The sequence below is a fragment of the Rhizobium sp. IY2 genome, assembly GCF_047532935.1.
In the GTDB taxonomy this organism is placed as follows: Bacteria; Pseudomonadota; Alphaproteobacteria; order Rhizobiales; family Rhizobiaceae; genus Rhizobium; species Rhizobium anhuiense.
The window spans coordinates 283,608-303,800 of record NZ_JBLKNU010000001.1; the positions used below are offsets into that span (position 1 = coordinate 283,608).

The 20,193-nt window shown below is 62.1% G+C and carries 16 protein-coding genes; 8 read left to right on the forward strand and 8 right to left on the reverse strand.

Annotation, left to right across the window (positions count from 1 at the left end; translation table 11 throughout):
* Positions 1–129: 129 nt before the first annotated feature.
* On the forward strand, positions 130–1,464 hold the full coding sequence (locus ACMUVN_RS01325) for a dicarboxylate/amino acid:cation symporter (protein ID WP_047611120.1): 1,335 nt from the start codon (positions 130–132) through the stop codon (positions 1,462–1,464).
* A 73-nt stretch (positions 1,465–1,537) separates the two neighbouring features.
* On the opposite strand, the gene ACMUVN_RS01330 is transcribed toward ACMUVN_RS01325, so the two are convergent.
* Positions 1,538–2,596, reverse strand: a complete 1,059-nt coding sequence (locus ACMUVN_RS01330) for a glycosyltransferase family 4 protein (RefSeq protein WP_414814812.1) — start codon at positions 2,594–2,596, stop codon at positions 1,538–1,540.
* A gap of 27 nt (positions 2,597–2,623) precedes the next feature.
* Entirely contained in the window at positions 2,624–3,100 is a 477-nt protein-coding gene (gene greA, locus ACMUVN_RS01335) for a transcription elongation factor GreA (RefSeq protein ID WP_017965278.1), read from the reverse strand.
* Positions 3,101–3,370: 270 nt separating this feature from the next.
* Here greA and ACMUVN_RS01340 point away from each other — a divergent pair, with 270 nt between their 5' ends.
* Positions 3,371–4,603: a putative DNA modification/repair radical SAM protein gene (locus ACMUVN_RS01340; RefSeq protein ID WP_414815009.1), complete on the forward strand. Its 1,233-nt coding sequence runs from the start codon at positions 3,371–3,373 to the stop codon at positions 4,601–4,603.
* Entirely contained in the window at positions 4,603–6,057 is a 1,455-nt protein-coding gene (locus tag ACMUVN_RS01345) for a UdgX family uracil-DNA binding protein (RefSeq protein ID WP_414814813.1), read from the forward strand. The genes ACMUVN_RS01340 and ACMUVN_RS01345 overlap by 1 nt, the downstream gene beginning before the upstream one ends.
* Before the next feature lie 60 nt (positions 6,058–6,117).
* Here the strand turns inward: ACMUVN_RS01345 and carB are convergent, their stop codons facing one another.
* Together carB and ACMUVN_RS01355 are read right to left on the reverse strand one after the other, a co-directional pair.
* Complete coding sequence (gene carB / locus ACMUVN_RS01350) at positions 6,118–9,606, reverse strand: carbamoyl-phosphate synthase large subunit (RefSeq protein ID WP_047614239.1); 3,489 nt, start codon at positions 9,604–9,606, stop codon at positions 6,118–6,120.
* Between the two features lie 273 nt (positions 9,607–9,879).
* The gene (locus ACMUVN_RS01355; RefSeq protein WP_414814814.1) at positions 9,880–10,656 is read right to left on the reverse strand and encodes a LytTR family DNA-binding domain-containing protein; all 777 of its coding nucleotides are present in this window, start codon (positions 10,654–10,656) and stop codon (positions 9,880–9,882) included.
* Positions 10,657–10,703: 47 nt separating this feature from the next.
* On the opposite strand from ACMUVN_RS01355, the gene ACMUVN_RS01360 reads away from it, so the two are divergent.
* Together ACMUVN_RS01360 and ACMUVN_RS01365 are read left to right on the forward strand one after the other, a co-directional pair.
* Entirely contained in the window at positions 10,704–11,234 is a 531-nt protein-coding gene (locus ACMUVN_RS01360; protein WP_047614238.1) for a DUF2306 domain-containing protein, read from the forward strand.
* 78 nt (positions 11,235–11,312) lie between these two features.
* Positions 11,313–12,233 carry a neutral zinc metallopeptidase gene (locus ACMUVN_RS01365; protein ID WP_414814815.1) on the forward strand — a complete coding sequence of 307 codons (921 nt, stop codon included), beginning with the start codon at positions 11,313–11,315 and terminating at the stop codon, positions 12,231–12,233.
* Between the two features lie 58 nt (positions 12,234–12,291).
* On the opposite strand, the gene ACMUVN_RS01370 is transcribed toward ACMUVN_RS01365, so the two are convergent.
* Positions 12,292–13,287, reverse strand: a complete 996-nt coding sequence (locus ACMUVN_RS01370) for an aldo/keto reductase (protein WP_414814816.1) — start codon at positions 13,285–13,287, stop codon at positions 12,292–12,294.
* Between the two features lie 410 nt (positions 13,288–13,697).
* Here ACMUVN_RS01370 and ACMUVN_RS01375 point away from each other — a divergent pair, with 410 nt between their 5' ends.
* Entirely contained in the window at positions 13,698–14,942 is a 1,245-nt protein-coding gene (locus ACMUVN_RS01375; RefSeq protein WP_063474554.1) for a TCR/Tet family MFS transporter, read from the forward strand.
* A 142-nt stretch (positions 14,943–15,084) separates the two neighbouring features.
* Entirely contained in the window at positions 15,085–16,488 is a 1,404-nt protein-coding gene (locus ACMUVN_RS01380; RefSeq protein WP_414814817.1) for an MATE family efflux transporter, read from the forward strand.
* A 17-nt stretch (positions 16,489–16,505) separates the two neighbouring features.
* On the opposite strand, the gene ACMUVN_RS01385 is transcribed toward ACMUVN_RS01380, so the two are convergent.
* Both ACMUVN_RS01385 and carA read right to left on the reverse strand, forming a co-directional pair.
* A complete protein-coding gene (locus ACMUVN_RS01385) occupies positions 16,506–16,826 on the reverse strand; it encodes an antibiotic biosynthesis monooxygenase (protein ID WP_414814818.1) in 321 nt (106 codons plus the stop codon).
* A 129-nt stretch (positions 16,827–16,955) separates the two neighbouring features.
* Positions 16,956–18,161: a glutamine-hydrolyzing carbamoyl-phosphate synthase small subunit gene (gene carA, locus ACMUVN_RS01390; protein WP_414815010.1), complete on the reverse strand. Its 1,206-nt coding sequence runs from the start codon at positions 18,159–18,161 to the stop codon at positions 16,956–16,958.
* A 269-nt stretch (positions 18,162–18,430) separates the two neighbouring features.
* Here carA and ACMUVN_RS01395 point away from each other — a divergent pair, with 269 nt between their 5' ends.
* The gene (locus ACMUVN_RS01395; RefSeq protein WP_028758328.1) at positions 18,431–18,886 is read left to right on the forward strand and encodes a GatB/YqeY domain-containing protein; all 456 of its coding nucleotides are present in this window, start codon (positions 18,431–18,433) and stop codon (positions 18,884–18,886) included.
* A gap of 3 nt (positions 18,887–18,889) precedes the next feature.
* On the opposite strand, the gene ACMUVN_RS01400 is transcribed toward ACMUVN_RS01395, so the two are convergent.
* Positions 18,890–19,777, reverse strand: coding sequence for a hypothetical protein (locus tag ACMUVN_RS01400; protein ID WP_063474556.1), 888 nt, complete (start codon positions 19,775–19,777; stop codon positions 18,890–18,892).
* Positions 19,778–20,193: the final 416 nt, after the last annotated feature.

Here is a 20,193-nt window from a genome sequence, read left to right on the forward strand (position 1 = left end):
GTTGGTTGGTCGGCGTGAAACTGGCACGGTGATTGCGAAGGAGATGGCAACAACGGCTGAGCTGTTGGACTTGAAGCGAACGGCTCGGGAGGCCGGAGTTCGTTCCGGACGAGCCATTAGGAGGACATCATGATCGCAGCACCACTCGATGCAGTCGCAGGCAGCAAGGGCAAGAAGCCCTTTTATAGCCATCTTTACGTTCAGGTTCTCGTGGCCATTGCTGCGGGTATCCTTCTCGGCCATTTCTACCCCGAACTCGGCACCCAGCTGAAGCCGCTCGGCGATGCCTTCATCAAGCTCGTCAAGATGATCATCGCCCCGGTCATCTTCCTGACCGTCGCGACCGGCATTGCCGGCATGAGCGATCTGCAGAAGGTTGGCCGTGTCGCCGGCAAGGCGATGCTGTACTTCCTGACCTTCTCGACATTGGCGCTCATCATCGGCCTGATCGTCGCCAACGTCGTCCAGCCTGGCGCCGGCATGAACATCGATCCGGCCTCGCTGGATCCGGCCGCCGTCGCCACCTTTGCCGCCAAGGCGCATGAGCAGAGCATCGTCGGCTTCCTCACCAATATCATCCCGACGACGATTGTCGGCGCCTTTGCCGATGGCGATATTCTGCAGGTCCTGTTCTTCTCGGTGCTCTTCGGCATCGCGCTCGCCATGGTCGGCGAAAAGGGCGAGCAGGTCGTCAATTTCCTGAATTCCCTGACGGCTCCCGTCTTCAAGCTCGTCGCCATCCTCATGAAGGCTGCCCCGATCGGCGCCTTCGGCGCCATGGCATTCACCATCGGCAAGTACGGCGTCGGATCGATCGCCAACCTCGCCATGCTGATCGGCACCTTCTACGTCACCTCTCTGCTCTTCGTCTTCATCGTTCTCGGCGCCGTCGCCCGCTACAACGGCTTCTCGATCGTGGCGCTGCTGCGCTACATCAAGGAAGAGCTGCTGCTGGTTCTCGGCACCTCGTCTTCGGAGGCGGCGCTTCCGGGCCTGATGAACAAGATGGAAAAGGCCGGCTGCAAGCGCTCGGTCGTCGGCCTCGTCATCCCCACAGGCTATTCCTTCAATCTCGACGGCACCAACATCTACATGACGCTGGCTGCACTCTTCATTGCCCAGGCAACCGGCATCCATCTCTCCTGGGGTGACCAGATCCTGCTGCTCCTGGTGGCGATGCTGAGCTCCAAGGGTGCCGCAGGCATCACCGGCGCCGGCTTCATCACCCTGGCAGCGACGCTCTCCGTCGTCCCCTCCGTACCGGTCGCCGGCATGGCGCTCATCCTCGGCATCGATCGTTTCATGTCGGAATGCCGGGCGCTGACCAACCTTGTCGGCAATGCGGTTGCAACGATCGTCGTGGCACGCTGGGAAAATGAGCTGGATACGGCGCAGCTGGCCGCGGCGCTGGACGGCCAGACAAGCGAGGACGCTCCGGCTGCCGGGCTCCAGCCGGCCGAGTAATCGGCCAGGACGTTCACAGTCTTGAAAATCCTGCAGCGGCCCGTTCTTCAGCGGGCCGTTTCTCTTTTCTGCTTCAGCCGCGGTTGTCGCCGAGCAGGCTGTTGTAAACGGCGGCGATCGCGCCTGCTTCCTTCTCCAGCGCGAAATTCGCCCTGACATGCCGCAGCGCATTTTCGCCATGCGCAATCGCCAAGGCGGGATCGGTGATATAGGGCGCGATTGCCCGCGTCAGCGCCTCGCCATCGCCGGCGGCAACGACCGAACCCGTCTCGCCCTCAACGATGAGCTCGGCGTAGGCGCCCGCATCCGATGCCACCACCGCGGTGCGCGAAGCCATGGCTTCAAGCGGCGTCAGGCCGAAGCCCTCGTTGCGGGAGGGGGCGACGTAAAGCGTCAGGCGGCGATACCAGATCTTGATATCGGGCACTTCGCCGAGAAAGAGGATACGGTCGCTAAGCCCGGCGGCGGCGACATCGGCCTTGAGCTTGTCACCGAATGCCGCATGCTCCGCCGTCACGCGGCCGGAGACGATCGCTGTCCATTCCGGATTCTGCGGCAGCAGTTCGATCATCGCTTTGACGAAAAGATCGGTGCCCTTCTGGTGGCGCACGCGGCCGAAACAGCCGATAAGATGGCGTCCGGGCAGGCCGGTGGCGGCGATGCCGTCCTCTGCCGTTTCCGGCGGATGAAAGAGGGCAAGGTCGACGCCGTGCTGGATGACGGTGTGCGGCACCTCGAGGAACGAGCCGGAACGGTCGCTGGTCGCGATGACGGCGTCCATGCGGCGGATCAGCCATTTCGTATAGGCGGTGTGGCGGCGTTGGGCAGCCGAGGTGAAGAGCAGCTTCAGCGGCATGCGCATGAGATGGCGAAGCAGGATGCCGACGGCCATCTCGTTGTTGCGGCGCGCGTGCCAGACACGCTGGCGCCGGCGTGCCGGCGGGCGCCAGAGGCCAAGAAGCTGGCGCCACCTCAGTTTCGGCAGGCCTTCCGGCAGGCCGGGGCCAAGGGTTGCGATCTTTATGCCGAGCCGCATCTGGCAGGGGATGAGCTGAACAATGGTCGACGTGACGCCGGAGAGCCGGCGCTTGAAATTGGGCGCGATGATCTCGACGTCACGCATATCGGGCAAGGGATAGGTCTCGCGGCTGGCGGGCGATCAGCCCCAGGAAACCTGGAGGATTTCGTAGGCCTTGGAGCCGCCCGGCGCATTGACCTCGATGGAGTCGCCGACTTCCTTGCCGATCAGCGCACGGGCGATCGGCGAAGAGATGGAGATGCGGCCGGCCTTGACGTCGGCTTCCTGGTCGCCAACGATCTGATAGGTCTTTTCTTCCTCGGTGTCCTCGTCGACGAGCTTCACCTTGGCGCCGAACTTGATCTTGTCGCCCGACATCTTCGTGAGGTCGATGACCTCGGCACGCGCCGTCAGGTCTTCCAGTTCGCTGATGCGGCCTTCATTATGGCTCTGGGCTTCCTTGGCGGCGTGATATTCGGCGTTTTCGGAAAGGTCGCCATGAGCACGGGCTTCGGCGATCGCCTCGATGATTCGGGGGCGCTCCTCCTGCTGACGCCAGCGCAGCTCTTCCTGCAGCTTGACGAAACCACCCTGTGTCATCGGTACCTTTTCAACCATTTTTCTGTCCTTCACTCCTTGTATCCGCTCGTCCGTGCTTTTCGAGCAATCAGCCGCAGACACAAAAGAAAACAGGTCCCGAAGGGGAGCTTCGGAACCGTGCCACAATCCTAGTTAAGTGCTTATAGCAGATCGCCAAGGCCGATTTCCAGAAAATTCGCATAAACGAAACGCAACCCACCGCGGCAGCCGGTGGCGCGCCTGAAAAATGGGCAAAGGTGACGTCGCTCCCATTGACTTTGCATATAAGAACATATAGTGAACATACTAATGAGGAAGTCGCTAACAGAACGCTTGGCCATCCTTTCCGATGCTGCGAAATATGACGCTTCCTGCGCTTCCAGCGGCACGGTGAAACGTGATTCTCACGCAAGCGGCGGCCTCGGTTCGACCGAGGGATCCGGCATTTGTCATGCCTATGCGCCGGATGGACGGTGCATTTCGCTGCTGAAAATACTGCTGACCAATTTCTGCATCTACGACTGCGCCTATTGCGTCAATCGCTCGTCGAGCAATGTCGAACGGGCGCGCTTTACGCCTGAAGAGGTCATCTGGCTGACACTGGAATTCTATCGCCGCAATTATATCGAGGGCCTGTTTCTTTCCTCCGGCATCATTCGTTCGTCCGATTACACGATGGAACAGATGGTTCGCGTCGTCCGCGAACTGCGTGTGACGCATAATTTTCGCGGCTATATCCATCTGAAGTCGATCCCTGAAGCATCGCCGCATCTGATCGAGGAGGCGGGGCTTCATGCCGACAGGCTGTCCCTCAATATCGAGTTGCCAACGGATAGCGGCATCACCCGTTTCGCGCCGGAAAAGAAGCCCGCCAATATAAGGCGATCGATGGGGGATCTGAGGCTGAAGATCGAGGCCGCCGGCGAGCCGACGATGCGGACGAAGAAGCGTCAGCGTTTTGTGCCGGCCGGTCAGAGCACGCAGATGATCGTCGGCGCCGATGGCGCCAACGACGCGACGATCCTTGCCACCAGCGGCCGGCTTTATAGCAGCTATGGCCTGAAGCGCGTCTATTATTCCGCCTTCAGCCCGATCCCGGATTCGTCGAAAAACCTGCCGCTGATCAAGCCGCCGCTGATGCGTGAACACCGGCTTTATCAGGCCGACTGGCTCTACCGATTCTACGGTTTCGGCATCGATGAGATCACCGCGAACCAGGCGGGAGGCATGCTCGATCTCACCCTCGACCCGAAACTTGCCTGGGCGCTCGCCAACAGGGCCGAATTTCCTGTCGATATCAACAAAGCCGAGCGCGAGCGGTTGCTGCGCGTGCCCGGTCTCGGCACCAAGACCGTCAAAGCGATCGTTTCGGCTCGCCGTTTTCGCCGCCTGCGGATCGACGATCTCCAGCGGCTCGGCATTTCGATCAAGAAGGTCCAGTCCTTTATTTCAGCGGAAGGCTGGTCGCCGCGCCGTCTGATCGACCGCCCCGACCTTCGCGCCATGTTCGAGCCGCAACCTGAACAATTGTCGTTGCTGTGATGCGCCGGGTCGTGCTGGCAGGACGCGGGGATCTTGCCGAATGGCGTGATGCCGCGCGGGCCTTTGCTGCCGCCGGCATATTGCCTGAAGAGATCGATTGGCGCGAAAAAGATGAAGAGGCCGATCTCGCTTTTCAGCGCGACGCCATGCCGCCGGCGCCGATCATGGCACGCAAGCCGATGACGGTGCCGACCGCCTTCATCGATCTTGCCGAGACCGTTCTCTGCCATTCCGATCCGGTGCGGTTTACCCTGCTTTACCGGCTGCTCTGGCGGCTGCAGCTGGACCGGCAGCTACTCGAAGTGGCCTCCGACGAGGACGTTGTCCGTGCCAGGCTGATGGCGAAAAACGTTCGACGCGACGCGCACAAGATGACGGCTTTCGTCCGCTTCAAGGAATTGGGTGCGGTATCGGCAGACCGTCGGAAATTCCTCGCCTGGTTCGAGCCGGACCACCATATCGTCAGGCGCACAGCGCCCTTCTTCCAACGACGCTTCACCGACATGGACTGGCTGATCGCCACGCCCAAAGGGTCAGCCGCCTGGGACGGCAAGCGGCTGATGCTAAACGACGCGCCGTGTGAAAAGCCCAATCTCACCGATGCCACCGATGAACTATGGCGCACCTATTACGCCAGTATCTTCAACCCAGCGCGATTGAAGCTGAAGGCGATGCAGTCGGAGATGCCGAAAAAATACTGGAAGAACCTGCCGGAAGCCGATCTCATCCCCGGGCTGATCGCCTCGGCGGAGAGCAAGGTGCGGGCCATGGCCGCACGGGAGGCGACGCAGTCACTGCCCTTCCACGATCGCTTGCAGGAGGCCGCGCGCAATATTCCTGTCGTGCCCGAAGCGCCGGCGGGCACGCTGGAAGCGCTGCGCGCGGACGCTGCCGTCTGTACCCGCTGTCCGCTGCATGCGACGGCGACGCAAACCGTATTTGGGGAGGGGCCACGCGATGCCGAGGTGATGTTCGTCGCCGAGCAGCCAGGCGACCAGGAGGATATATCAGGGCGTCCCTTCGTCGGTCCGGCCGGCCGGCTGCTGGATCAGGTGATCGCAGAAGCGGGCATCGACCGCTCGCGGCTCTATGTCACCAATGCCGTCAAGCATTTCAAATATGAGCCGCGCGGCAAGCGTCGTATCCACCAGAAGCCCAATATGGGCGAGGTGAAGCATTGCCGCTGGTGGCTCGATCTGGAGATGGCGCTGGTCAAACCGAAGCTCATCGTTGCCATGGGAGCGACGGCGCTGGCGGCGCTGACCGATGCGAAGCAGCGGTTGCAGGATGTCAGGGGGAAAGCCATTGCGATCGACGACAGGCGAACGCTCTTCGTGACGGTGCATCCTTCCTATCTGCTGCGTATTCCCGACGAGCGGCTGAAAGCCGAGGAGCTGGCGCGGTTTCGCGAAGATATGGCGAAAATCCAGCGGCTTATGGCAGCGGCTGGATAAATCGATTCCGGAGCTTCGAGGTGTGCATCACCGCTCATCGAGCGGTGATGCTGCCCTATCTCAGGCGAAGTAGCTCTGCAGCGGCCGCACTTCGAGATTGCCGGCCTTCAGCGCCTTGATCGCCTGGGCGGCGGCCTCGGCACCTGCCATCGTCGTATAATAGGGCACCTTCTGCATCAGCGTTGCACGGCGCAGCGACTTGGAGTCCGAGATCGCCTTGTTGCCGTCGGTGGTGTTGATGACAAGCTGGACCTGCCGGTTGCGGATTGCGTCCTCGATGTGCGGACGGCCTTCCAGCACCTTGTTGATCTTGGTGGCGGTGATGCCGTTTTCGCCGAGGAAGCGGGCGGTGCCGCCGGTCGCCAGCACCTTGAAGCCCTGCTCGACAAGGATGCGGATCGCCGGCAGCACGCGCGGCTTGTCCTCGTCGCGCACTGAGACGAAGACCGTCCCGTCACGCGGCAGCTCTACGCCGGCGCCGAGCTGCGACTTGGCGAAGGCAAGGGCGAAATCGGTGTCGAGGCCGATGACTTCGCCGGTCGAGCGCATTTCCGGGCCGAGCAGGGTGTCGACGCCGGGGAAACGAGCGAAGGGGAAGACGGCTTCCTTGACGGCGATGTGCTTCAGCTTGCGCGGATCGGGCTTTTCGCCGTAGGCGGCGAAGGTCGCGTCGAGTTTCTCGCCGGCCATGACGCGGGCGGCGATCTTGGCGATCGGCGCGCCGATGGTCTTGGCGACGAAGGGCACGGTACGCGAGGCGCGCGGATTGACCTCGAGAACGTAGACGATGCCGTCCTTGATGGCGAACTGGACGTTCATCAGGCCGCCGACATTGAGCGCCTTGGCCATCGCCTTGGCTTGGCGCTCCAGCTCGTCGATCAGTTCGACGGGCAGCGAGCGCGGCGGCAGCGAGCAGGCGCTGTCGCCGGAATGGATGCCGGCTTCCTCGATATGCTCCATAATACCGGCGACATAGACGTCGGTGCCGTCGGAGAGGCAGTCGACGTCGACTTCGATCGCATGAGAGAGATAGCTGTCGAAGAGCAGCGGGTTCTTGCCGAGCAGGGTGTTGATCTGGCCGGTCTTGTCGTTGGGATAGCGCTGCTTGATATCTTCAGGCACCAGTTCCGGAACCGTGTCGAGCAAGTAGCTCTGCAACTGGCCCTCAGAATGCAGGATCTGCATGGCGCGGCCGCCGAGCACGTAGGACGGGCGCACGACCAGCGGGAAGCCGATTTCGGCCGCGACCAGGCGGGCCTGCTCGACCGAATAGGCGATGCCGTTGTTCGGCTGGTTGAGATCGAGCTTCATCAGGAGCTTCTGGAAGCGGTCGCGGTCTTCGGCAAGGTCGATCATGTCAGGCGCGGTGCCGAGGATCGGAATGCCGTTCTTTTCCAGCGCCTCGGCAAGCTTCAGCGGCGTCTGGCCGCCGAACTGGACGATGACGCCGACGACTTCGCCCTTTTCCTGCTCGGCGCGCAGGATCTCGATCACGTCCTCGGCGGTCAGCGGCTCGAAATAGAGGCGGTCCGACGTGTCGTAATCGGTCGAGACGGTTTCGGGATTGCAGTTGATCATGATCGCTTCATAACCGGCATCCTTCAGCGCGAAGGCGGCATGGCAGCAGCAATAGTCGAACTCGATGCCCTGGCCGATACGGTTCGGGCCACCGCCGAGAATGACGACCTTCTTGCGGTCGGAGACTTCGGCCTCGGAGCGGGCGGCGCCGGCGAAGGGCGTCTCGTAGGTTGAATACATATAGGCGGTCGGCGAAGCGAATTCGGCGGCACAAGTATCGATGCGCTTGAAGACCGGCCGGACGTTCAGGCCGTTGCGCAGTTCGGCGACTTCCTTCGGGCGTTTGCCGGTCAGCGTCGCCAGGCGGGCGTCGGAGAAGCCCATGGCCTTCAGCATGCGCAGGTTGGTGGCATCCTCCGGCAGGCCGTGCTCGCGGATGCGGGCTTCCATGTCGACGATGTTCTTGAGCTCAGCGAGGAACCACGGGTCGATCTTGCAGCCTTCATGCACCTCTTCGATGCTGAGGCCCTGGCGCAGCGCCTGGGCGACCATGCGCAGACGGTCCGGCGTCGGCGTGCCGATGGCGGCGCGGATGGCGTTCTGGCTGGATTCACCTTCCTCGAAATCAGGAATTTCGATTTCGTCGAGGCCGGTCAGGCCGGTTTCGAGGCCGCGCAGCGCCTTCTGCAGTGATTCGGCGAAGGTGCGGCCGATCGCCATGACTTCGCCGACCGACTTCATCGCCGTCGTCAGCACCGGCGAAGCGCCGGGGAATTTCTCGAAGGCGAAACGCGGGATCTTGGTGACGACGTAGTCGATCGACGGTTCGAATGAGGCAGGCGTTGCGCCGCCGGTGATGTCGTTTTCCAGCTCGTCGAGTGTATAGCCGATCGCGAGCTTGGCGGCAATCTTGGCGATCGGGAAGCCGGTGGCCTTGGAGGCGAGCGCCGACGAGCGCGAGACGCGCGGGTTCATTTCGATGACGACGAGACGGCCGTCCTTCGGATTGACGGCGAACTGGACGTTCGAGCCGCCGGTTTCGACGCCGATCTCGCGCAGCACCGCAATCGAGGCGTTGCGCATGATCTGGTATTCCTTGTCGGTCAGCGTCAGCGCCGGCGCGACGGTGATCGAATCGCCGGTATGGACGCCCATCGGATCGATGTTTTCGATCGAGCAGATGATGATGCAGTTGTCCGCCTTGTCGCGGACGACCTCCATTTCATATTCCTTCCAGCCAAGCACCGATTCCTCGACCAGCACTTCGGTGGTCGGCGAGGCGTCGAGGCCGCCGCCGACGATCTCGAAGAATTCCGAGCGGTTGTAGGCGATGCCGCCGCCGGTGCCGCCGAGCGTGAAGGAGGGGCGGATGATGGCGGGCAGGCCGACATGATCGATGGCCTGGGCGGCGATCGCCATGGCATGGCTCATGTAACGCTGCTTGCGGTCGCTCTCGCCGAGGTTCCACTGGTTTTCCAGTTCGTCCAGCGCCTTGTCGAGCTCGGATCCGGACAGGCTTTCGCGCAGCTTGTTGCGCTCGGCCTCGTGCGTCTTGCGGTCGAGGTCCTTGATGTCGGTGGCGTTGGCCAGCATCGAACGCGGCGTTTCCAGGCCGATACGGGCCATCGCCTCGCGAAACAGCGCGCGGTCTTCGGCCATGTCGATGGCGGCGGGCTTGGCGCCGATCATCTCGACATTGTAGCGATCGAGCACGCCCATGCGCTTCAGCGAAAGCGCGGTGTTCAGCGCCGTCTGGCCGCCCATGGTCGGCAGCAGCGCATCCGGGCGCTCCTTGGCAATGATCTTGGCGACGACCTCGGGGGTAATCGGTTCGACATAGGTGGCGTCGGCAAGGCCCGGATCGGTCATGATCGTCGCCGGGTTGGAGTTGACGAGGATGACGCGGTAGCCTTCCTCCTTCAGCGCCTTGCAGGCCTGGGTGCCGGAATAGTCGAACTCGCAAGCCTGGCCAATGACGATCGGTCCCGCGCCGATGATGAGGATCGATTTGATGTCTTGGCGCTTCGGCATGGGCGATATCCATTTCTAGCTGCGCAAAAAGCCGGCCAGGGTGGGAGATCACCGGGTCGGGTCGCGCATTGAGGGTCTTTTCAGGCTAGAAGCGGCTTATAGGCAAATGTATTTGCAAACGGAACCCCATAAATCGCGGAATCGACAGGAATCCAACACGGCGCGAACGGCTATTTAGCGTCCGGCCCGACGAGCAGCCGGAATCCCTAGCCTTGCTTCGGGACGAGCGAAAGCGGGAGTCCCGCCAAGGGCCTGCGGCGCGGTGCGTCTTCTTTAGGTGAAGCGGCGGCGCACGTCCTCGGCATAACTGCGGCTGACCGGGATTTGCGTGCCGTCACGGGTGAGGATCAGCAGCCTGCCATTGTCGCGTTTCAGGCTTTCGACATGGGCGTCGGCCACCCAATGCGAGCGATGGACACGAAGACCAGGCGTCGCGGCGGTTTCCTTCAGCGCGTCGGCGAAACGCAGGAGCAGCAGTTCGCGCCCGCGGCTGGTCACCACCTCGGTATAGTGATCCTGGACGGAAAGGCGCAGCAGAGGGCCACGATTCTCAGGCTTCAGCCGATCGAGGATCGAGAGGCGGGGGCTGGTTTCCTCAGGAACTGCCGCTTCGGCGATTTTCTGGCTCATCGCCATGTAAGTCAGAAGGCAGAAAAGAGCGCAGAGAGGGATGGCGAAGAGCGCGCGGTAGAGGCCGCTTTCCAGCGTCGTCGCTTCACCGGTGAAGGCGTAGTCGACGAGGCCGATGGCAAAACCGATTGGCAGGGCGGCTATGAGCGAACCCGCCATCATGCGGGCAAACATCGAAGCGACCACCTCCCGCAAGAGTCTTTCGGCGATGACTGCGCAGAGAATGGCGATCGCCCAGGCAAGGGCATGCAGGGTCAGCCAGTAGACGAGGCGTTCGCCGAAGGCCATGCTTTCCATCGTGCCGTAGGGGCCGGTGACGGCAAAGAGCAGGACGATCGCGGCAAAGGTTCCCCAGAAGCGCCGGGAATGGAGAAAGACCTGCAATTCGCGAAGCGTGGATTGCAAGAAGGGGTGAATCACGAAGTTTTCCTGCCGTTCGCGCGGTTCAGATTGAGGCAGATGCAGTCTTGGCGGAAAGACGGATCGAATTCAACCGGACGCCGCCCATGACCCTCGAACCGCTCCTCGACGCCCCGCTTGCCGTCCAGATCCATGTCGCCGCCGTTACGCCGGCAGCCGCTCTCGGCGCCTATATCCTGCTGCGCCCCAAGGGCACGCCGCGCCATCGGCTGTTCGGCAGGATCTGGATGGCGCTGATGGTCGTGACGGCGATATCGAGCTTCTTCATTCATGAGCTCGATCTTATCTACGGGTTCAGCCCGATCCATCTTCTGTCCATCGCAACATTGTTCGGCAGCTGGAATGCGATCGCGGCGGCTCGTCGCGGCGATATCCGTCTGCACAGGCGCATCGTCGCCGGTCTTTATTTCGGCGGCATCGTTCTTGCCGGCCTGTTTACCTTCCTGCCCGGCCGGATCATGCATGCGGTCGTCTTCACCGGCGGGCAATGGCCGGCGGCCCTTGCCGCGGCGGTGATCGGCTCGATCCTGGCTGCAATCGCGCTGCGTCGCCGGCGCGGGCGCCTGATGGCTCGATGAAGCCGCTGGAATTCCGGCCGCTGACGGATATATAGATTCCTTGAGTGCAAGCACGGGGCATTGCCGGGGAGAGCGAAGATGGAATGGAGAGGCCGGCGTCAGTCCGACAATGTCGAGGATCGCCGCGGTGATCCGGGCGGCGGAGGTTTCGGCCGCGGGGGCGGCTTCAATTTTCCGTCCGGCGGTGGCGTTCGCCGCGCCGGCGGCGGCCTCAGTATCGGCACGATCATCTTCCTCGTCGTCATCTATTTCATCTTCAAGATGATGGGCATCGACCTGTTGCAGGTGCTCGACACCGGCGGCGTGACGACCGGCCCCGGCTACGAGCAGAGCCAGTCGGGCGGAACGCGCACGCCTGCCAATGACGAGATGACCGCTTTCATGCGCACCGTTCTTGCCGAGACCGAGGATACCTGGCAGGGCATCTTCCAGGCGCAGGGCCAGAATTACGAGGAGCCGCGCCTCGTGCTGTTTTCGGGTTCGACCGCATCGGCCTGCGGCTCCGCATCATCGGCTACCGGGCCGTTCTACTGCCCTGGCGATCACAAGGTCTATCTCGACACCGAATTCTTCCAGGAGCTTTCCGACCGGTTCGGCGCGTCGGGCGATTTTGCCGAGGCCTATGTCGTTGCCCACGAGGTGGGCCATCATGTGCAGAACCTGCTCGGCATCCTGCCGAAATTCAATCAGGTCCGCCAGCGCATGAGCGAGGAGGAAGCCAACAAGATGTCGGTGCGCGTCGAGTTGCAGGCCGATTGCTTTGCCGGCATCTGGGGCAAATATACCCAGCAGAAGGGCCTCTTGGAGTCCGGCGACCTGGAGGAAGCGCTGAACGCTGCCCAGCAGATCGGCGACGACACGCTGCAGAAACGGTCGCAGGGCTACGTCGTCCCGGAAAGCTTCAACCACGGCACCTCGGCGCAGCGCGTCAAATGGTTCAAGCGCGGTTTCGACAGCGGCCAGCTGTCGGCCTGCGATACGTTTTCCGGGCCGATCTGAGAGGGTGAGAGGTAGAGGCGCGTAGCACGCGCCCACGCAGCCGTTTCAATCCTTTTGCTTACTTCTCGCTGTCCATATCCTGCAGCATATGTTCGGGATAACGCCCACCTGCAGCCGCATCCTTCGGCACGGCGCGTTCGATGGCGGCGAAATCGTCTGGTGACAGGTCGACCGCGCGTGAGCCGAGCGCCTCGCTCAGCCGGTCGCGGCGGCGGGCGCCGATGATCGGGACGATATCCTTGCCCTTGGCGGCGACCCAGGCGATGGCGATCTGGACGACCGAGACGCTCTTTGCCTCGGCGATCTCGCGCAGCTTCTCCACCAGAGCGAGGTTTTGTTCGATATTGCCTTCCTGGAAGCGCGGGCTGTAGGCACGGAAATCGCCGGCCGTCGCACCCTGGCCCTTCTGCCAGTGGCCGCTGATCAGGCCGCGCGAGAGCACGCCGTAGGCGGTGATCGAGATGCCGAGTTCGCGTGTCGTCGGCAGGATCTTCTCCTCGATGCCGCGCGAGATCAGCGAATATTCGATCTGCAGGTCGATGATCGGGGCAACAGTGGCGGCGCGGCGGATCGTATCGGCACCGACCTCCGACAGGCCGATATGCCTGACGTAACCTGCCTTGACCATGTCGGCGATGGCGCCGACCGTGTCCTCGATCGGCACGTTCGGATCGAGGCGGGCCGGGCGGTAGATGTCGATATAGTCGACACCGAGGCGCTGCAGCGTGTAGCTGAGGAAGTTCTTCACCGCGACCGGGCGGGCATCGATGCCGTTCCAGCCGCCGACGGGATCGCGCAGGCCGCCGAACTTGACGCTGATGACGGCGCTCTCGCGCCTACGGCCTTTCAATGCCTCGCCGATCAGCATTTCATTGTGGCCCATGCCGTAGAAATCGCCGGTGTCGAGCAGGTTGATGCCGGCATCGAGCGCGGCATGGATCGTCGCGATGCTTTCTGCGCGATCCGAGGGACCGTACATGCCCGACATGCCCATGCAGCCGAGACCGATGGCCGAGACATCGGGTCCGGTCTTTCCCAAACGATAAGTCTGCATTTGTCTTCTCCATCAGTTTGCGCCACGCGGCGCAATCGGGTATCCGCGCCGGGGTGTCCTCGATGCCGTTCTACCGCTTTCGCATGCGGGCGATAATCGGGCGGCACAGGACGGGCTGTGCGGCGAAATGCACAATGACCAGTCTTTTTACCGGTGTTCTCTGGTGATCTGGAAGCCGTCGCAGCGATTGCAAGGGAACGTGTCGCCCGGCGATCGGCTGGGCGGCTCTCGATCTCCTGAAGCTGGAACGGCAGCGCGCGCCCTCCGGTTGAGGCATCTCATGAACTTCCCGCCTAGCATTATCAAAAACTTTGAAATGTTCACGGATTGTTTCGGTTTCTTTTCTGAGCTATGTCACTTTCTCGGCGATGAGATCGTCTTTTCAGAACCAACCGCTGTAGAGATGCCTCATGCTGGACCCCAAATTCGTTCGCCGCGGCCTTTTCCTGGTCTTCATCATCCTCTTCCTCGACATTATCGGCATCGCCATCATCATGCCGGTGCTGCCCGCCTATCTGGAGCAGTTGACCGGCGGCAGCGTCAGCGATGCGGCGATCGACGGCGGCTGGCTGATGCTCGTCTACGCCGGTATGCAATTCCTGTTCGCGCCGCTGCTCGGAAACCTGTCCGACCGTTTCGGCCGTCGTCCGATTCTTTTGCTTTCGGTGCTGACCTTTGCGATCGACAATTTCATCTGCGGCATCGCCACCAGTTTCTGGATGCTGTTCGTCGGCCGCGTGCTTGCCGGCATCAGCGGCGGCAGCTTCGCCACCTGCTCGGCCTATATCGCCGATATCAGCACCGAGGAGAACCGGGCGAAGAATTTCGGGCTGATCGGCATTGCGTTCGGCGTCGGCTTCACCATCGGCCCCGTCGTCGGCGGCTTCCTCGGCGAATTCGGCCCGCGTGTGCCGTTCCTCGGCGCGGCCGCGCTATCGCTCATCAATTTCATCGCCGCCTGCTTCCTGCTGCCGGAAACGCTGGCGGCGAAGAACCGCCGCCGGTTCGAATGGAAACGCGCCAATCCGCTCGGCGCGTTGCGCCAGATGCGCCATTATCCCGGCATCGGCTGGGTCAGCCTCGTCATGTTCCTGTTTTTCCTGGCGCATGCCGTCTATCCCTCGGTCTGGTCGTTCGTCTCGACCTATCGTTACGGCTGGAGCGAGGGACAGATCGGCCTGTCGCTCGGCATTTATGGCATCGGCGCGGTGATCGTCATGGGGCTGGTTCTGCCGCGGATCGTGCCGGTACTCGGCGAGTGGAAGACCGCTCTTCTCGGCCTCTGCTTCTCGGCCGTCGGGCTCACCGGCTATGCCTTCGCCTGGGAGGGCTGGGTCGTCTATGTCATCATCGTTGCGACCGTCATGGAAAACGTCGCCGATCCGCCGCTGCGCAGCATCGCCGCCGGCAAGGTGCCGCCCTCGGCGCAAGGCGAGTTGCAAGGCGCGCTGACCAGCCTCAGCAGCATCACCACCATCCTTGGGCCACTGATCTTCACGCAGATGTTCGGTTATTTCACGCGGCCCGAGGCGCCGGTCACCTTCGCCGGGGCACCCTATCTGACCGCTGCCCTGTTCATCCTGGTGGCCGCCGGCGTGTTCCTCATGCGGGTTCGGGTCCGTGAACCGGCCGAGGCACTGGAAGCGGCAGGTTGATTGATCAGAAACGCTGATGCGATGATGAATTTTTCATCATCTGCCTCATCTGGGGTAGTTCTTTGCGGGGCTTTGCTCTAAGTCCGGATGTTATTTCGCCGCAACCTGCGGCGACGCATATTTCAATCACAGGACTGGTGTCATGGACACGCCGATCGACGCGCGCAGGCTTGCGCCGACAACCGATAATCGTTGGGGCGCACATTTCCGTGCAACGCTGGCGCTCGGCATTCCGCTGATCGGCGCGCAGCTTGCCCAGCTCGGCATCAACACCACCGACGTGATGATCGTCGGCCGGCTCGGCGCCGAGCATCTGGCGGCGATGGTGCTTGCGGCGCAGTTCCTGTTCACGATCCTGATCTTCGGCTCGGGCTTTGCCATCGCCGTCATTCCGATGGTGGCGCAGGCCTACGGCCGCGGCGACGTTGTCTCGGTGCGCCGGTCGCTGCGCATGGGTCTGTGGGTGGTGATCGGGTACTGGGTAATCATGCAGCCGGCCTTCTTCAATTCGGAGCAGGTCCTTCTCTTCGCACAGCAGAAGCCCGAGGTGGCCAAACTCGCCCACGGCTACATCATGATCGGCCAGTTCGGCGTGCTGCCGGCGCTGCTCTTCAACGTCATGCGGGCGCTGGTCAGCGCCATCGGCAAGGCGGGCATCATCCTCAACGTCACCATCGCCACGCTGGTGATGAATGCGATCTTCGCCTATATGCTCGTGCTCGGCCATTTCGGCTTTCCGGCAATGGGGCTCGAGGGCGCGGCGATCGTTTCGGTCGTCGTGCAGACGGCAGGCTTCCTCTTCATCCTGGCTTTCGTGCAGCGGCGGGAAGAGACCCGGCGCTACGAGATCTTCGTGCGGTTCTGGAAACCCGACTGGCATGCGCTGCTGGAGGTCATCCGGCTTGGTTTCCCGATCAGCGTCACCATCCTTGCCGAAGTCAGCCTGTTCACGGTGGCCTCGCTGCTGATGGGTTATATCGGCACCATCGAGCTTGCGGCTCACGGCATTGCCCTGCAATGGGCGTCGATCGCATTCATGATCCCGCTCGGCCTCAGCCAGGCGGCGACGGTGCGCGTCGGCGTCGCGCACGGGCAGGGCGACCATCAGGGGCTGGTGCGGGCTTCGATCATGGTGCTCATCCTCGCCTGCGCCATTTCGGCGGTGGGCTCGGTACTCTTTGCGACCATGCCGCAATTCCTCGGCAGCTGGTTCCTCGACGTCAACTCGCCCGAAGCGCCGGAGGTGCTTGCCTATGCCGGGCCGCTGATCGTCATTGCCGGGCTTTTCCAGCTCGTCGACGGGCTGCAGGTGATCGCCAATGGATTGCTGCGCGGTCTCAAGGACGCGCGCGTACCGATGATCATGGCGTTGATCGCTTACTGGCCGATCGGCTTCTTCCTGGCCTGGGCCTTTGCCTTCCCGCTGGGTTTCGGCGGTATCGGCATCTGGTTCGGCTTCCTCGTCGGGCTGGCAGCCGCCGCCGTCATGCTCTGTGCGCGCTTCTACCTTCTCCTTCGCCGGGAGGCGGAACTGGCCCACGCCTGAGCCGTCCGCCTCTGCCGTCAGGCCGCGACGGGCTTGTAACTGGCGATATCGGCGCGAATGCCGAGACGTGCAAACATTTCCTGCGGATCGAAATGGGCGGCCCTATGGGCCGCTGCAACGGCCGCCCGCGCGCGCTCGACGACCTCCGTATTTTCCCGTTCGGCGATCGTGACGAAATTGAATTCGCCTGGGCCGGCGACCTGTTCCAGTACCCTGTGATCGATGAAACCGTCCTGCGCCTCCAACAGCTTGTGGGTCATCATCACTTTGACGAGAAATTCTTCTCGCGCCGCTGCCGGCACGACGAACTTGTCTATCCTGTAGAAAGCTCCGCTCATCCAGTTTTCTCCTGCATCAGATGTTTGCAGGCAGATCTGTAATTCCTCAACTTAAGCTGAGGTCAAGGGGCGGATAAAGAAAAAGGCCCGCCTGGGCGAGCCTTCATCGGAAATCGCTGTGGCTTGAAATCAGCGTTCGGCGAGTGCCGGTTCGCCCTTCTTTTCGCGCACCATGTTGATGAAGCGGCGGAAGAGATAGTGGCTGTCCTGCGGGCCGGGAGAGGCTTCCGGATGATGCTGGACGGAAAAGACCTGCTTGCCGAGCACGCGCAGGCCGCAATTGGTGCCGTCAAAAAGCGAAATGTGAGTCTCTTCAACGCCATCAGGCAGCGACTTCGAGTCGACCGCGAAGCCATGGTTCATCGAGACGATCTCGACCTTGCCCGTCGTATGGTCCTTGACGGGGTGGTTGGCGCCGTGATGGCCCTGATGCATCTTCTCGGTCTTTGCGCCGAGTGCGAGACCCAGCATCTGGTGGCCGAGGCAGATGCCGAAAACCGGGATGTCGGTCTTGATCAGCGTCTTGATGACAGGCACGGCATATTCGCCGGTTGCCGCCGGATCGCCCGGGCCGTTCGACAGGAAGATGCCGTCCGGCTGCATGGCGAGGACGTCTTCGGCGCTCGTTGTGGCCGGCATGACGGTCACCTTGCAGTCGAGGCCGGCAAACAGGCGCAGGATGTTGCGCTTGACGCCGTAATCGAGGCAGACGACGTGGAATTTGGCGTCCGTAGCCTTGAGTTCACCGTAACCTTCGTTCCAGACCCACGGCGTTTCGGTCCACTGCGAGGACTGGCCCGACGAGGCGATCTTGGCAAGGTCGAGACCTTCGAGGCCGCTCCAGGCTTTGGCTTCGGCCTTCAGCGTCTCGATGTCGAAGACGCCGTTCGAATCGTGGGCGATCATCGCGTTCGGGGCGCCGTTCTCGCGGATCCAGGCTGTCAGCGCGCGCGTGTCGATGCCGCAGAGGCCGATGACGCCGCGTGCCTTCAGCCATTGGTCGAGGTGCTTGGCGGCGCGGTAGTTCGAAGGGTCGGTGATGTCGGCCTTGAAGATGACGCCGACGGCGCCGTGCCGGGCGGCCGGCGTCAGATCCTCGATGTCTTCCTCGTTGGTGCCGATATTGCCGATATGCGGGAAGGTGAAGGTGACGATCTGGCCGAGATAGGAGGGGTCCGTCAGGATCTCCTCATAGCCGGTCAGCGCCGTGTTGAAGACCACTTCGGCCGGCACTTTGCCGGTGGCGCCGATGCCCTTGCCTTCGATGACCGTGCCGTCGGCAAGAACGAGCAGGGCGGTCGGCTTTTCGATTGTCCAGGGTGCTGTCGCGGTCATCTTCATCCCGTTTCCGGCAGGTGGGCGCGTTGCCGCGCTCGTCGCCATTTGATCTCGCAGGCGTGTGGACACGGCAATGCCGCGCGCTTCAGGCCTGATCACGAATTTTGGTGCAGGTGGCGGTAAATAGCCACGCAATCGCTTAGCGTCAATCTTTGTAGCCGAGATTGCCGCTGTTTTCCTGCGCTTTGTCGCAACGACCGCGCAATTTATTTGATCCGCCGCATCAGCGTGGTTTATGAAGCGGCATCAAAACAGGAGTGAAGACCATGCTGCGCGATCAACTCGCCACCCAGCTGAAAGAGGCGATGAAGGCCAAGAATGCGGAGCGGCTTTCCACCGTCCGGCTGATTCAGGCCGCGGTCAAGGACCGCGATATCGCCAATCGCGGCACCGGCAAGGAGCAGGCGAGCGACGACGAGATCCTGCAGATTCTCGCCAAGATGGTGAAGCAGCGCGACGAATCGGCAAAGATCTACGAGGAGAATTCCCGACCGGAGCTTGCCGCCAAGGAGCGCGCCGAAATCACCGTCATCCAGGATTTCATGCCGAAGCAGCTTTCCGACAGCGAAGTGCGCGCCAACGTCTCGGCGATCATCGCCGAGACGGGTGCCGCAGGCGCCAAGGATATGGGCAAGGTGATGGCAGCGCTGAAGGAGCGTTATGCCGGCCAGATGGATTTCGCCAAGGCCTCGGCGACCGTCAAGGAACTGTTGAACGGATAAGTTTCAGATAACGCGTCTTGCCTGCGGTTCGTCACGGACCGCAGGCCCGAGCACCGCTTCGGCGGCGGCATCGACGATGGCGAATTTCGCCGCCTGATAATTCCAATATTCGCGGATGAAGTGGCCCGACAGCCAGAAGTCGCCCTTGCGGGAGAGTTCTGTCCAGCCGACGCTTTCCATGGTCGCCGCCTGCGTCAGTAGCCGCTTGAGATGGGTGTTGGAGATCATGAACTGTTCGCGCAGTTCCCTGAGCGATAGAGGGCCGAGAACGACGCGGTCGGCCGTCCGGGGAAATTCCGGAAGGCGCGAGATCAGGTAGTCCATCACCAGTCCGCCGGAATTTGCCCAGTTGAAGAGGTTGAAGGTCGGGCCTGGATTGCGCACCGCTTCACTCCCGATGATCGCCTTGGCGATCAGCGGCTGGATCGCTGCCATCATCGCCGAGGGATCGGCAGTGATCTTGTCGGCGCGCTCACCGCCGTCGAGGCTATCGAGGATCATCATATGGGTGACGAGCCAACGGGTGAAATGCTGCTCGGCGATTTCGGTCGGCTCCAGGTAGCGTGTGCGCTTGTCGGGGCCGGGAACCGGTCGCAGGAAGCGATAGGCCAGCATTTCCTGCATGAAGGCTGCGGCCGTGTTGCGGCTGGCGATATCGTTCTTGACCGCGAAATCGATGAAGCGGCCGGAATAGAGGCCGCTCTTGCCGCCGTCGGGATGACCGTAGTGAAGGGCGAAACCGGCATGGGCCATCAGCCAGCGCTGCTGCGCGGCGAAGATCGAGGCGATGCGCGGGCTCTCGCGATAGATGGCGAGCATCTGATCGGCGCACTGCAGGATCGCAGCGAAAAATCGATCGTCTGCTGCAAGATTTTCCGCGGTAAAAGCCATTGGAGAGGTCCAGGAGTTCGGCGCATACATCTTTCATGCCAGCGCCGCCTGTCAACGGTTTTGTCAATAAGCGGTTAATTTCAAAGGGAGAGTTGTCGCAAGGCGAGCCAAGATTTAAGAAGGCAGGAGCTGGGGGCGCTCCTGCCTTCTTGCTCTTTGCTTCCGCCGGCAACGCAGGGCCGAGGCCCAAGCCGGAGGGTATTTGCAAAGGCACCCTTGCGAAGCGGCGCCGGGGGTAGGGATGGTGCTTCGCTCGGGGATCGCTTTGTTGAGATCGAACCTATTGCGGGCTGGCTGCTTATTCAAATTACAAAAAAATAATGATTGGCGAAAACGGCGGTTTGGGGGGCATCAAAGCGGAGGTCGGGCAGTAGGCTGTAAGACGGGGGTGTCCGAGCGTCGGAATTGATATGTCA